11 protein-coding genes are annotated in these 13,764 nt (G+C 60.0%); 9 read left to right on the forward strand and 2 right to left on the reverse strand.

The annotated features are described in order from the left end of the window. Both tusD and gltA read right to left on the reverse strand, forming a co-directional pair. Positions 1 to 393, reverse strand: coding sequence for a sulfurtransferase complex subunit TusD (gene tusD / locus ACT9T4_RS08395; protein ID WP_042553722.1), 393 nt, complete (start codon positions 391 to 393; stop codon positions 1 to 3). A gap of 121 nt (positions 394 to 514) precedes the next feature. Continuing rightward, entirely contained in the window at positions 515 to 1,783 is a 1,269-nt protein-coding gene (gltA, locus tag ACT9T4_RS08400) for a citrate synthase (protein ID WP_042553721.1), read from the reverse strand. Positions 1,784 to 2,147: 364 nt separating this feature from the next. On the opposite strand from gltA, the gene sdhC reads away from it, so the two are divergent. From sdhC to sucD, 9 genes are all read left to right on the forward strand, one after another. Continuing rightward, positions 2,148 to 2,522, forward strand: a complete 375-nt coding sequence (gene sdhC, locus ACT9T4_RS08405; RefSeq protein WP_042553720.1) for a succinate dehydrogenase, cytochrome b556 subunit — start codon at positions 2,148 to 2,150, stop codon at positions 2,520 to 2,522. Next, positions 2,516 to 2,884: a succinate dehydrogenase, hydrophobic membrane anchor protein gene (gene sdhD / locus ACT9T4_RS08410; protein WP_042553719.1), complete on the forward strand. Its 369-nt coding sequence runs from the start codon at positions 2,516 to 2,518 to the stop codon at positions 2,882 to 2,884. The genes sdhC and sdhD overlap by 7 nt, the downstream gene beginning before the upstream one ends. Positions 2,885 to 2,887: 3 nt before the next feature. Further along, positions 2,888 to 4,660 (forward strand): succinate dehydrogenase flavoprotein subunit, encoded by a 1,773-nt coding sequence (gene sdhA / locus ACT9T4_RS08415; RefSeq protein WP_042553718.1) that lies wholly within the window; start codon positions 2,888 to 2,890, stop codon positions 4,658 to 4,660. An 11-nt stretch (positions 4,661 to 4,671) separates the two neighbouring features. Continuing rightward, positions 4,672 to 5,391 carry a succinate dehydrogenase iron-sulfur subunit gene (locus tag ACT9T4_RS08420; RefSeq protein ID WP_042553717.1) on the forward strand — a complete coding sequence of 240 codons (720 nt, stop codon included), beginning with the start codon at positions 4,672 to 4,674 and terminating at the stop codon, positions 5,389 to 5,391. A gap of 250 nt (positions 5,392 to 5,641) precedes the next feature. Continuing rightward, on the forward strand, positions 5,642 to 8,473 hold the full coding sequence (locus ACT9T4_RS08425) for a 2-oxoglutarate dehydrogenase E1 component (protein WP_042553716.1): 2,832 nt from the start codon (positions 5,642 to 5,644) through the stop codon (positions 8,471 to 8,473). 72 nt (positions 8,474 to 8,545) lie between these two features. Beyond that, complete coding sequence (gene odhB / locus ACT9T4_RS08430) at positions 8,546 to 9,775, forward strand: 2-oxoglutarate dehydrogenase complex dihydrolipoyllysine-residue succinyltransferase (RefSeq protein WP_042553715.1); 1,230 nt, start codon at positions 8,546 to 8,548, stop codon at positions 9,773 to 9,775. Between the two features lie 95 nt (positions 9,776 to 9,870). Next, positions 9,871 to 11,307, forward strand: coding sequence for a dihydrolipoyl dehydrogenase (lpdA, locus tag ACT9T4_RS08435; RefSeq protein WP_042553714.1), 1,437 nt, complete (start codon positions 9,871 to 9,873; stop codon positions 11,305 to 11,307). Positions 11,308 to 11,507: 200 nt separating this feature from the next. After that, a complete protein-coding gene (sucC, locus tag ACT9T4_RS08440; protein ID WP_042553713.1) occupies positions 11,508 to 12,674 on the forward strand; it encodes an ADP-forming succinate--CoA ligase subunit beta in 1,167 nt (388 codons plus the stop codon). Next, positions 12,674 to 13,561 carry a succinate--CoA ligase subunit alpha gene (gene sucD, locus ACT9T4_RS08445; protein WP_042553712.1) on the forward strand — a complete coding sequence of 296 codons (888 nt, stop codon included), beginning with the start codon at positions 12,674 to 12,676 and terminating at the stop codon, positions 13,559 to 13,561. Before sucC ends, sucD begins: the two co-directional genes overlap by 1 nt. The last annotated feature ends 203 nt before the right edge of the window (positions 13,562 to 13,764 follow it).

Here is a 13,764-nt window from a genome sequence, read left to right on the forward strand (position 1 = left end):
TCAGTCGCCTCCGAAGCAGATCAGTCGGTCGGCCTGTTGCGCTGCCTCATGCAGCTGGCCAAGGCCGGAGAGCACCCAAGGCGCTGGCAGATTGGCGGCCTGGCGTTCGTAGCGGCGCGCCTCCTGCTCGTCGAGCACGCCACGGCGCAGGGCGGCGGCGATGCACACCACGCCGTCGAGTTGCCGCTCGGCGATGAACGCACGCCACTGGCGAGCGACATCGATTTCATCCTGAGGACTGACGACGTTACCCGAGGCGCTGTGCACGCCCTCGGCGTAGAAGAACAGGCGCACGATCTCGTGGCCGCCTTGCAGTGCCGCTTCGGCGAAACGCAGGGCGCGGCGGGAGGAGGGAGCCGTAGGTGGCGAAAACAGGGCAATGGCGAATTTCATGAGCGGCCCGGTTGCGGAAACAGGGCGCCATGATAAGGCCTGAGTGCTTGGGAACAGAAATGAAAAAGCCCATATCCGCAGATATGGGCTTTCTTGTCACAGCCTGCTCGGCTCGAGCGGATTACTTGATATCGCGCTTGGTCGGGCCGGTGTACAGCTGGCGTGGACGGCCAATCTTGTACGGGCTGGAGAGCATTTCTTTCCAGTGCGAGATCCAGCCGACGGTGCGCGCCAGAGCGAAGATCACGGTGAACATGCTGGTCGGAATGCCGATGGCCTTGAGGATGATGCCCGAGTAGAAGTCGACGTTCGGGTACAGGTTACGTTCCTTGAAGTAAGGATCGTTACGGGCGATTTCGTCGAGCTTCATCGCCAGTTCCAGCTGCGGGTCATTGATGCCCAGCTCGGCCAGTACTTCATCGCAGGTCTGCTTCATGACCTGGGCGCGTGGGTCGAAGTTCTTGTAGACGCGGTGCCCGAAGCCCATGAGCTTGAACGGATCGTCCTTGTCCTTGGCCTTGGCGATGAACTTGTCGATGTTCGATACGTCACCGATTTCGTCCAGCATCGCCAGAACCGCTTCGTTGGCGCCACCGTGGGCCGGGCCCCAGAGCGCAGCGATACCGGCCGCGATACAGGCGAACGGGTTGGCACCCGAGGAGCCGGCAAGGCGAACGGTGGAGGTGGAGGCGTTCTGCTCGTGGTCGGCGTGGAGGATGAAGATCCGGTCCATCGCCTTGGCCAGCACCGGGCTGATCGGCTTGGTCTCGCACGGCGTGTTGAACATCATGTGCAGGAAGTTTTCCGCGTAGCTCAGGTCGTTGCGCGGGTACATCATCGGTTCGCCCTTGGAGTACTTGTACACCATGGCGGCGATGGTCGGCATCTTGGCGACCAGGCGCATCGCGGAAATATCGCGGTGCTGCGGGTTCTTGATGTCCAGGGAGTCGTGATAGAAGGCGGAGAGGGCGCCAACCACGCCACACATGACGGCCATCGGGTGGGCGTCACGGCGGAAACCGTTGAAGAAGGTCTTCAGCTGTTCGTGAACCATGGTGTGGTTCTTGATGGTGCTGACGAAGGCGGCTTTCTGCTCTTCGTCTGGCAGTTCACCATTGAGCAGCAGGTAGCAGGTATCCAGGTAGTCGGCTTTCTCGGCAAGTTGCTCGATCGGGTAGCCGCGGTGCAGCAGGATGCCCTTGTCACCATCAATGTAGGTGATCTTCGACTCGCAGGAAGCGGTCGACATGAAACCGGGGTCGAAAGTGAAATTGCCCGTGGCGGTCAGGCTTCGCACGTCGATCACATCAGGGCCAACGGTGCCGGATAAAACGGGCAGCTCGACGGGGGCTGCGCCCTCGATGATCAACTGCGCTTTTTTGTCAGCCATGTTTGGCCTCCTAGTTATGCTTGGAATCATCAGTCGGCCCCCCACGCAGGGCCCGCATCACTATAGTGTTATGAATCTGAAAGTCAATTTGCGAAAACCCAGGCAATAGAAGGGTTTGAGTGCGCTACCTGCGACAAAAGGGCGCGGCCTTTTACGCCATTTTCGGGCTTGACGCAATCGGTAGAAGGTCGAGGTGTCCGCGTTGTCATTAGCGACCTAACTGTCTATACTCTGCGCCCGACTGCCAAGGGCCTTACAGCCCGGATTCTGGTAGTTGTCACTTCTTGGGTGATGGGTACCTGACCAGTGCGCTTCCCGACAACTCAGCCCTGATAGCTGGGGCTCTCAGTGTGATAATAAAGCCGTGAATAGCCAACGACCTGTAAACTTAGACCTTCGGACGATAAAACTCCCAGTCACTGCTTACACGTCCATTCTTCACCGTATATCCGGCGTGATCCTTTTCCTCGGCATTGCCGTGCTGCTGTTCGGGCTCGACAAATCGCTGTCATCGGAAGAGGGCTTCGCCCAGGTGAAAGAATGCTTGACCAGCCCGCTGGCCAAGTTCGTGATCTGGGGACTTCTGTCCGCTCTGCTGTACCACCTGGTGGCCGGTGTGCGCCACTTGATCATGGATGCTGGAGTCGGTGAGACGCTGGAAGGCGGCAAGCTGGGTTCCAAAATCGTACTCGTCGTATCGGCGATCCTGATCGTGCTGCTGGGGGTGTGGATATGGTAACTAATGTCACGAATTTCTCGCGTTCGGGCCTCTATGACTGGATGGCACAACGCGTTTCTGCGGTCGTTCTCGCGGCTTACGTCCTGTTTCTGCTGGGCTACATCGTCCTGAATCCAGGCATGGGCTACGCCGAATGGCATGGTCTGTTCTCCAATAACGCAATGCGCATCTTCAGCTTGCTGACCCTCGTCGCGCTGGGCATCCACGCCTGGGTCGGCATGTGGACGATCTCCACCGACTACCTGACGCAGACCGCGCTGGGCAAGTGGGCCACCGTTGTGCGTTTTCTGTTCCAGGCCACGTGTGGCATCGCCATGTTCGTGTTCTTCGTCTGGGGCGTGCAGATTCTTTGGGGTTTCTGATTCATGACTAGCATCCGTACTCTTTCCTATGACGCCATCATCGTTGGTGGTGGCGGTGCCGGTATGCGCGCTGCGCTGCAGCTGGCGCAGGGCGGCCACAAGACCGCAGTGGTAACCAAGGTTTTCCCGACCCGTTCCCACACCGTATCCGCTCAGGGTGGCATCACCTGTGCCATCGCGTCGAATGATCCGAACGACGACTGGCGCTGGCATATGTACGACACCGTCAAGGGCTCCGACTACATCGGTGACCAGGACGCGATCGAATACATGTGTTCCGTTGGTCCGGAAGCCGTGTTCGAGCTCGAGCACATGGGCCTGCCGTTCTCCCGTACCGAGCAGGGCCGCATCTATCAGCGTCCGTTCGGCGGCCAGTCCAAAGGCCCGGACAACCCGACTCAGGCGGCCCGTACTTGCGCCGCTGCCGACCGTACCGGTCACGCGTTGCTGCACACCCTTTACCAGGCCAACCTGAAAGCCGGTACCTCGTTCCTCAACGAGTGGTACGCAGTGGATCTGGTCAAGAACCAGGACGGCGCCGTCGTTGGCGTCATCGCCATCTGCATCGAAACCGGTGAAACCGTCTACATCCGTTCCAAGGCCGTGGTTCTGGCCACTGGCGGTGCTGGCCGTATCTACGCGTCCACCACCAACGCGCTGATCAACACCGGTGACGGTGTGGGCATGGCGCTGCGTGCTGGCGTGCCGGTGCAGGACATCGAAATGTGGCAGTTCCACCCGACCGGCATCGCCGGCGCCGGTGTACTGGTTACCGAAGGCTGCCGCGGTGAAGGTGGTTACCTGATCAACGCCCACGGCGAGCGTTTCATGGAGCGCTATGCGCCCAACGCCAAGGACCTTGCAGGTCGTGACGTAGTGGCCCGCTCCATGGTCAAGGAAGTCATCGCCGGCAACGGCTGTGGCCCTGACAAGGATCACGTACTGCTGAAGCTCGATCACCTCGGTGAGGAAGTGCTGCACAGCCGTCTGCCCGGTATCTGCGAGCTGTCGAAGACATTCGCCCACGTCGACCCGGTCGTCGCGCCTGTTCCGGTCATTCCGACCTGCCACTACATGATGGGCGGCGTTGCCACCAACATCCATGGTCAGGCCATCACCCAGGACGCCAATGGCGTCGATCGCATCATCGACGGTCTGTTCGCCGTGGGCGAAGTGGCTTGCGTCTCGGTGCACGGTGCCAACCGTCTGGGTGGCAACTCGCTGCTCGACCTGGTGGTATTCGGCCGCGCCGCTGGCCTGCACCTGGAAAAAGCGTTGAAAGAAGGCGTGGAAGTCCGTGGCGCCAGCGAGACCGACATCGAGCAGTCGCTCAAGCGTCTGTCCGGCGTCAACGAGCGTAGCACCGGCGAAGACGTCGCACCGCTGCGCAAAGAGCTGCAACAGTGCATGCAGAACTACTTCGGCGTATTCCGTACCGGCGAATACATGAAGAAGGGCATCACTCAGCTGGCCGATCTGCGCGAGCGCATCGCCAACGTCAAGATCTCCGACAAGAGCCAGGCTTTCAACACGGCGCGCATCGAAGCGCTGGAGCTGCAGAACCTGCTGGAAGTCGCCGAAGCCACTGCTATCGCAGCCGATACCCGTACCGAGTCCCGCGGCGCCCACGCCCGTGAAGACTACGAGGATCGTGACGATACCAACTGGTTGTGCCACAGCCTGTACTTCCCGGGTGAGAAGCGCGTGACCAAGCGTGACGTCAACTTCTCGCCGAAGACGGTCCCGGCGTTTGAACCCAAAGTTCGTACTTATTAAGGGTGGCTACCATGTCTCTTGGCAAAAGCTTGAAAGTCAGCGTTTATCGCTACAACCCGGAAGCGGACAAAGCGCCCTTCATGCAGGAATTCGACGTCGAGATCGACGGCAAGGACCTGATGGTGCTGGACGTGCTGGCCCTGATCAAGGAGCAGGACGAAGGCTTCTCCTACCGTCGCTCCTGCCGTGAAGGCGTCTGCGGTTCCGACGGCATGAACATCAGCGGCAAGAACGGCCTGGCCTGCGTCACGCCGATCTCCACCGTGGTCAAGGGCAACAAGCTGGTGATCCGCCCGCTGCCCGGGCTGCCGGTCATTCGTGACCTGGTCGTCGATATGAGCATCTTCTACAAGCAGTACGAGAAGGTGCAGCCGTTCCTGCAGAACGATACCCCGGCGCCCGCTATCGAGCGCCTGCAGACGCCGGAAGAGCGCGAGAAGCTGGACGGCCTGTACGAGTGCATTCTGTGCGCTTGCTGTTCGACCAGCTGCCCGTCGTTCTGGTGGAACCCGGACAAATTCCTGGGCCCGGCCGCGCTGTTGCAAGCCTATCGCTTCCTGGCTGACAGCCGTGATACCAAGACCGCGGAACGATTGGCGTCTTTGGATGATCCATTCAGTGTGTTCCGCTGCCGCGGCATCATGAACTGCGTGAACGTATGCCCCAAAGGGTTGAACCCAACCAAGGCAATCGGTCACGTTCGCAACATGCTGCTGCAGAGCGGTACCTGATTCACAGTTCTTTAGCTTGACCCGCAACGCCTGCCGCACCGACTTCATGTCGGTGTAGCAGTATAGCCAGGGCATCGGCCTAGCCGCCGATGTCCTTACACGAAAAATATGACGACCAGCAGGGGCATCCGGGCTGGTGCCCGGACTATCTGCGGGATTCTTGGTGGCTTTGTCGAAGTCGCTGTTACATGACTTCGAAAGCCAGTCGGTGTCCTCGCCGGTGGTGTCCCCTTACCGAGGGTGACCAAGCATGCAAGAAAGCGTGATGCAGCGCATGTGGGACAGTGCCCACCTATCCGGTGGTAACGCTGCCTACGTGGAAGAGCTCTATGAGCTCTACCTGCACGATCCCAACGCCGTGCCGGAAGAATGGCGCACTTATTTCGATAAGTTGCCGTCCGAAGGCAGTACCGCCAATGACGTATCGCACTCGACGATTCGTGATCATTTCGTGTTGCTGGCCAAAAACCAGCGTCGCGCTCAGCCGGCATCAGCCGGGACCGTGAGCAGTGAACACGAGAAGAAGCAGGTCGAAGTGTTGCGGTTGATTCAGGCATTCCGCATGCGTGGCCACCAGGCGGCTCAGCTCGATCCGCTTGGGCTGTGGCAGCGTTCTGTTCCTGCTGATCTGTCGATCAGCCATTACAGCCTTACCGACGCGGATCTGGACACCACCTTCCGCACGGGTGGTCTGGCAATCGGCAAAGAAGAAGCTACTTTGCGGGAAATCCGCGATGCTTTGCAGCAGACATATTGTCGCACCATCGGCTCCGAGTTCACCCACATCACCGATTCCGAGCAACGCAGCTGGTTCCAACAGCGTCTGGAAAGCGTGCGTGGCCGCCCTCAGATATCCGCAGAGGCACAAAGCCACCTGCTCGAGCGCCTGACTGCCGCTGAAGGTCTGGAAAAATACCTGGGTACCAAATACCCGGGCACCAAGCGCTTCGGTCTGGAAGGCGGCGAGAGCCTGATCCCGTTGCTCGATGAAATCATCCAGCGCAGCGGTTCCTATGGCACCAAGGAAATCGTCATCGGCATGGCCCACCGTGGCCGTCTGAACGTTCTGGTCAACACCTTCGGCAAGAACCCGCGCGACCTGTTCGACGAGTTCGAAGGCAAGAAGGTCGAGGGCCTGAGCTCCGGTGACGTCAAATATCACCAGGGTTTCTCCTCGAACGTGATGACGCAGGGTGGCGAAGTGCACTTGGCGCTCGCGTTCAACCCGTCTCACCTGGAAATCGTTTCCCCGGTGGTCGAAGGTTCGGTACGCGCTCGTCAGGATCGTCGCAATGATGTGGCGGGCGACAAGGTTCTGCCGATTTCCCTCCACGGTGACGCGGCATTCGCCGGTCAGGGCGTGGTCATGGAAACCTTCCAGATGTCGCAGACCCGTGCTTACAAGACGGGCGGCACCATCCACATCGTGATCAACAACCAGGTTGGCTTCACCACCAACCGTGCTGACGATGCGCGCTCCACCGAGTACTCCACCGACGTTGCCAAGATGATCCAGGCGCCGATCTTCCATGTGAATGGCGATGATCCGGAAGCCGTGTTGTTCGTCACCCAATTGGCTGTCGACTACCGCATGCAGTACAAGCGTGACGTGGTCATCGACCTGGTCTGCTACCGCCGTCGTGGTCACAACGAGGCCGACGAGCCAAGTGGTACCCAGCCGCTGATGTATCAGCAGATCGCCAAGCAGCGCACCACCCGCGAGCTGTATGCCGAAGCGCTGACCAATGCAGGTCGCCTGTCGGCAGAGGCCGTGCAAGCGCCGGTCGACGAGTACCGCACGGCACTGGACAACGGTCAGCACGTGGTCAAGAGCCTGGTCAAGGAGCCGAACAAGGAATTGTTCGTCGATTGGCGTCCATACCTGGGTCATGCCTGGACCGCGCGTCACGACACCCGTTTCGATCTGAAAACCCTGCAGGACCTGTCCGGCAAACTGCTGGAAACCCCGGACGGCTTCGTCGTTCAGCGTCAGGTCGGCAAGATCTATGAAGATCGCCAGAAGATGGGCGCAGGCGGCTTGCCGCTGAACTGGGGCTATGCGGAAACCATGGCCTACGCGACCCTGCTCGTCGAGGGTCATCCGATCCGCATCACCGGTCAGGACGTGGGCCGTGGCACGTTCTCGCACCGCCACGCGCAACTGCACAACCAGAAGGACGGCAGTGCCTACCTTCCGCTGCAGAACCTGTATGAAGGTCAGCCGCGTTTCGATCTGTACGACTCCTTCCTGTCGGAAGAAGCGGTACTGGCATTCGAATACGGCTACGCCACCACCACGCCGAATGCGCTGGTGATCTGGGAAGCTCAGTTCGGCGATTTCGCCAACGGTGCTCAGGTGGTGTTCGACCAGTTCATTTCCAGTGGCGAAACCAAGTGGGGCCGTCTGTGCGGTCTGACCATGCTGCTGCCACACGGTTATGAAGGGCAGGGGCCGGAGCACTCCTCGGCACGTCTGGAGCGTTACCTGCAGCTGTGCGCCGAGCACAACATCCAGGTTGCCGTTCCGACCACGCCGGCGCAGATCTACCATCTGCTGCGTCGTCAGGTCATCCGTCCGCTGCGCAAGCCGCTGGTGGTGCTGACGCCGAAGTCGCTGCTGCGCCACAAGCTGGCCGTGTCGACGCTGGAAGATCTGGCCGAAGGCTCGTTCCAGACCGTCATCCCGGAAATCGATGCAATCGATCCGAAAAAGGTCGAGCGTCTGGTGCTGTGCAGCGGCAAGGTCTACTACGACCTGCTGGAGAAGCGCCGTGCCGAAGGCCGCGAAGATATCGCCATCGTGCGTCTCGAGCAGCTCTATCCGTTCCCGGAAGACGACCTGGCCGAAGTTCTCGCTCCGTACAAGAACCTCAAGCACATCGTCTGGTGTCAGGAAGAACCGATGAATCAGGGCGCCTGGTATTGCAGCCAGCACCATATGCGTCGTGCTGCTTCGGCGCACAAGAAGGCGCTGGTGCTCGAGTATGCTGGTCGTGATGCCTCGGCTGCGCCTGCTTGTGGTTACGCTTCGATGCACGCCGAGCAGCAGGAAAAACTGCTGCAGGATGCCTTCACCGTTTAATGCCATCGCGAAGGAGGTAGCTCAATTGGGGGCTACCTCCTCGAACAAACCGAATTTAAGGAACAGAACACAATGGCTATCGAGATCAAAGCCCCTACATTTCCCGAATCGGTCGCCGACGGCACCGTAGCGACCTGGCACAAGAAGCCGGGCGAAGCGGTCAAGCGCGATGAGCTGATCGTCGACATCGAAACCGACAAGGTAGTGATCGAAGTACTGGCCGAGGCCGATGGTGTCATCGCTGAAATCGTCAAGAACGAAGGCGACACCGTACTGAGCAACGAAGTACTGGGCAAACTGACCGAAGGTGGCGCAGCTGCTCCGGCCGCCGCTCCGGCGCAAGCCGCTGCAGCCCCGGCTCAGGCCGCAGCCCCTGCTGCCGCAGCCGCTGGCGACGACCAGATCCTGTCGCCTGCCGCGCGCAAGCTGGCTGAAGAAAACGGCATCGATCCGAACAGCATCAGCGGTTCTGGCAAGGGTGGCCGTGTGACCAAGGAAGACGTGGTTGCCGCTGTCGAAGCCAAGAAAAACGCTCCGGCTGCTGCTCCTGCTGCCAAGCCCGCCGCTGCTGCAGCTCCGGTTGTCGCTGCTGCTGGCGATCGCACCGAGAAGCGCGTGCCGATGACCCGCGTACGTGCCACCGTCGCTCGTCGTCTGGTCGAAGCTCAGTCGAACATGGCCATGCTGACCACGTTCAACGAAGTCGACATGTCCGAGATCATGGCGCTGCGCTCGCGCTACAAGGACCAGTTCGAGAAAGCTCACAACGGCACGCGCCTGGGCTTCATGTCCTTCTTCGTCAAGGCTGCCACCGAAGCGCTGAAGCGTCTGCCGGCGGTCAACGCTTCGATCGATGGCAACGACATCGTTTACCATGGTTATCAGGATATCGGCGTAGCCGTTTCCAGCGACCGTGGTCTGGTCGTACCGGTGCTGCGCAACGCCGAGTCGATGGGCCTGGCCGATATCGAAGCGGGCATCGCCGCCTACGGCAAGAAAGCCCGTGACGGCAAGCTGTCCATCGAAGAGATGACTGGCGGCACCTTCACCATCACCAACGGTGGTACTTTCGGTTCGATGATGTCGACGCCGATCGTCAACCCGCCGCAGGCCGCGATTCTGGGCATGCACAACATCATCCAGCGCCCGGTTGCGGTGAACGGCCAAGTGGTCATTCGCCCGATGATGTACCTGGCACTGTCTTACGATCACCGCCTGATCGACGGTAAAGAAGCCGTGACTTTCCTGGTGACCATCAAGAACCTGCTGGAAGACCCAGCTCGTCTGCTGCTGGACATCTAATACACCAGCCTCGAGCTGCAAGCGCCACGCTTCGAGTAGGAGCGCTCCGTTTTGCAGCTTGAGGCTTGAAGCTTGACGCTGAAAAGGAATCTTTTATGAGCCAGAAATTCGACGTGGTAGTCATCGGTGCCGGCCCTGGCGGCTATGTTGCCGCCATCAAGGCTGCACAACTCGGCCTGAAAACCGCGTGCATCGAGAAGTACCAGGACAAGGACGGCAAGATCGCCCTCGGTGGTACCTGCCTGAACGTCGGTTGCATTCCGTCCAAGGCGCTGCTGGACAGCTCCTGGAAGTACCATGAAGCCCATGACGGCTTCGCCGCTCACGGCATCAGCACCAAGGGCCTGAGCATTGACGTGCCGGCCATGGTCGGTCGCAAGAACACCATCATCAAGAACCTGACTGGCGGCGTTGCCGGCCTGTTCAAGGCTAACGGCGTAACCCTGCTGGAAGGCCACGGCAAACTGCTGGCTGGCAAGAAAGTGGAAGTCACCGACAAGGACGGCAAGACCTCCGTCGTCGAAGCCGAGAACGTGATCCTGGCATCCGGCTCGCGCCCGATCGACATTCCGCCGGCTCCGGTCGACCAGGACGTCATCGTCGACTCCACCGGCGCACTGGAATTCCAGTCCGTACCGAAGAAACTGGGCGTCATCGGCGCTGGTGTCATCGGTCTGGAGCTGGGTTCGGTCTGGGCCCGTCTGGGCGCCGAAGTGACCGTACTCGAAGCGCTGGACAAGTTCCTGCCTGCTGCTGACGAAGCGGTCGCCAAGGAAGCGCTGAAGACCCTCACCAAGCAGGGCCTGCAGATCAAACTGGGCGCTCGCGTGACCGGTTCCGAAGTCAAGAAGAAGCAAGTCACCGTCAACTACACCGATTCCGAAGGCGAGCAGAAGATCGTTTTCGACAAGCTGATCGTTGCCGTTGGCCGTCGTCCGGTCACCACCGATCTGCTGGCTTCGGACAGCGGCGTGGACCTTGACGAGCGTGGCTACATCTTCGTCGATGACCAGTGCGCCACCAGCGTTCCGGGCGTTTACGCCATCGGCGACGTGGTGCGCGGCATGATGCTGGCTCACAAGGCCTCGGAAGAGGGCGTGATGGTTGCCGAGCGTATCGCCGGCCACAAGGCGCAGATGAACTATGACCTGATCCCATCGGTCATCTACACCCACCCGGAAATTGCGTGGGTTGGTAAAACCGAGCAGCAACTGAAGAGTGAAGGCGTTGCCGTCAACGTCGGCACCTTCCCGTTCGCCGCCAGCGGCCGTGCCATGGCAGCCAACGACACCGGCGGTTTCGTCAAGGTGATCGCCGACGCCAATACCGACCGCGTACTGGGTGTACACGTGATCGGCCCAAGCGCAGCAGAGCTGGTGCAGCAAGGCGCTATCGGCATGGAGTTCGGTACCAGCGCTGAAGACCTGGGCATGATGGTCTTCTCGCACCCGACCCTGTCCGAAGCGCTGCACGAAGCAGCGCTCGCAGTAAACGGTGGCGCGATTCACATCGCCAACCGCAAGAAACGCTAAGAAATCGTCTGTCCGGCAGCGGCTCAAGGGTCGCTACCGTACGGACGGTTTTTCGCGAAGCAGAACCAAGGTGCATTGCCCGCGCAGGGCTCAGGCCCATGCGCGGAATGTGCACCTGACTGCCTAGAGGTGGTCACAGGTGGTGCGGCACGCAAGTGCAGCACCGATGCGCAATACCTAAACGAAAACGGTAGACAAGCATGAATCTTCACGAGTATCAGGGTAAGCAGCTGTTCGCTGAATACGGCCTGCCCGTATCCAAGGGCTTCGCCGTAGACACCCCGGAAGCAGCAGCAGAAGCCTGCGAAAAAATCGGTGGTACCGAGTGGGTCGTCAAGGCTCAGGTACACGCTGGTGGCCGCGGTAAAGCGGGTGGTGTGAAACTGGTCAAGAGCAAGGAAGACGCCAAGGCTTTCGCCGCCAACTGGCTGGGCAAGCGTCTGGTGACCTATCAGACTGACGCCAATGGTCAGCCTGTCACCAAGATCCTGGTCGAGTCCTGCACCGACATCGCCAAGGAGCTGTACCTGGGCGCTGTAGTCGACCGCTCCAGCCGTCGCATCGTGTTCATGGCTTCCACCGAAGGTGGCGTGGACATCGAGAAGATCGCTCACGAAACGCCTGAGAAGATCCTCAAGGCCACTATCGATCCGCTGGTCGGCGCTCAGCCGTTCCAGGGTCGCGAGCTGGCATTCCAGCTGGGCCTGGAAGGCAAGCAAGTCGCTCAGTTCGCCAAGATCTTCGTAGGTCTGGCCAAGCTGTTCAAGGATCACGATCTGGCTCTGCTGGAAGTGAACCCGCTGGTCATCAAGGCCGACGGCGACCTGCACTGCCTGGACGCGAAGATCAACATCGACGCTAACGCCATGTACCGTCAGCCGAAGCTGAAGACCTTCCACGACCCGTCGCAAGACGACGCCCGTGAAGCTCATGCCGCCAAGTTCGAACTGAACTACGTTGCGCTCGAAGGCAACATCGGCTGCATGGTCAACGGTGCCGGTCTGGCCATGGGTACCATGGACATCGTCAACCTGCACGGCGGCAAGCCAGCCAACTTCCTCGACGTAGGTGGCGGCGCAACCAAAGAGCGCGTGACCGAAGCCTTCAAGATCATCCTGTCCGACAGCAACGTAGCTGCCGTTCTGGTGAACATCTTCGGCGGTATCGTTCGTTGCGACATGATTGCCGAAGGCATCATCGGTGCAGTGAAGGAAGTCGGCGTCAAGGTTCCGGTTGTCGTCCGTCTGGAAGGCAACAACGCTGAACTGGGTGCCAAAGTCCTGGCCGAAAGCGGCCTGAACATCATCGCGGCAACCAGCCTGACCGACGCTGCTCAGCAAGTCGTCAAAGCTGCGGAGGGCAAGTAATGAGCGTCCTGATCAATAAAGATACCAAGGTTATCTGCCAGGGTTTCACTGGTTCGCAAGGTACCTTCCACTCCGAACAAGCCATCGCCTACGGCACCAAGATGGTTGGCGGCGTGACCCCAGGCAAAGGCGGTACTACCCACCTGAACCTGCCAGTGTTCAACACTGTGAAAGAAGCTGTAGAAGCTACCGGCGCTGACGCTTCGGTCATCTACGTTCCAGCTCCTTTCTGCAAGGACTCGATCCTGGAAGCTGCTTTCGGCGGCATCAAGCTGATCGTCTGCATCACCGAAGGCATTCCTACCCTGGACATGCTGGATGCCAAGGTCACCTGCGACGAGCTGGGCGTTACCCTGATCGGTCCTAACTGCCCAGGCGTGATCACTCCGGGCGAGTGCAAGATCGGCATCATGCCGGGTCACATCCACCTGCCAGGCAAAGTAGGCATCGTGTCGCGTTCCGGCACCCTGACCTATGAAGCCGTCAAGCAGACCACCGACGCCGGCTTCGGCCAGTCCACTTGCGTGGGCATCGGTGGTGACCCGATCCCGGGCTCCAACTTCATCGACATCCTGAAGCTGTTCCAGGAAGACCCGAAGACCGAAGCGATCGTCATGATCGGCGAGATCGGCGGTTCGGCTGAAGAAGAAGCGGCTGCCTACATCAAGGCCAACGTCACCAAGCCTGTAGTTTCCTACATCGCTGGTGTGACCGCTCCTCCCGGCAAGCGTATGGGCCATGCTGGCGCCATCATTTCCGGCGGCAAAGGCACTGCAGACGAGAAGTTCGCTGCACTGCAGGACGCTGGCGTGAAAACCGTGCGTTCCCTGGCTGACATCGGCAAGGCCCTGGCCGAGCTGACCGGTTGGGAAGTGAAGAAGGCGTAAGCCATCTGATCTGATCGAAAGAAGGCCACCCTCGGGTGGCCTTCTTTTTTGTCCCGAAAAAGTTGTTCAGGCGACAGCCGCTTACAGCCAATGGTCAGGTGGGGTGGCACGGGTAGGGCGGTTGCGGCAAAATCGTTAGCCTTGCAACTAATAGGTTTGGTCTCTACCCGAGGCGAGCCTGCAACCAAGGTTCGCGCCACGAG

This window comes from Pseudomonas sp. SZ40 (assembly GCF_052958135.1).

Coding starts and splice junctions, on each gene's coding strand:
- tusD (WP_042553722.1), bottom strand. CDS start 393: ATGAAATTCGCCATTGCCCTGTTTTCGCCACCTACGGCTCCCTCCTCC.
- gltA (WP_042553721.1), bottom strand. CDS start 1,783: ATGGCTGACAAAAAAGCGCAGTTGATCATCGAGGGCGCAGCCCCCGTC.
- sdhD (WP_042553719.1), top strand. CDS start 2,516: ATGGTAACTAATGTCACGAATTTCTCGCGTTCGGGCCTCTATGACTGG.
- sdhA (WP_042553718.1), top strand. CDS start 2,888: ATGACTAGCATCCGTACTCTTTCCTATGACGCCATCATCGTTGGTGGT.
- ACT9T4_RS08420 (WP_042553717.1), top strand. CDS start 4,672: ATGTCTCTTGGCAAAAGCTTGAAAGTCAGCGTTTATCGCTACAACCCG.
- ACT9T4_RS08425 (WP_042553716.1), top strand. CDS start 5,642: ATGCAAGAAAGCGTGATGCAGCGCATGTGGGACAGTGCCCACCTATCC.
- odhB (WP_042553715.1), top strand. CDS start 8,546: ATGGCTATCGAGATCAAAGCCCCTACATTTCCCGAATCGGTCGCCGAC.
- lpdA (WP_042553714.1), top strand. CDS start 9,871: ATGAGCCAGAAATTCGACGTGGTAGTCATCGGTGCCGGCCCTGGCGGC.
- sucC (WP_042553713.1), top strand. CDS start 11,508: ATGAATCTTCACGAGTATCAGGGTAAGCAGCTGTTCGCTGAATACGGC.
- sucD (WP_042553712.1), top strand. CDS start 12,674: ATGAGCGTCCTGATCAATAAAGATACCAAGGTTATCTGCCAGGGTTTC.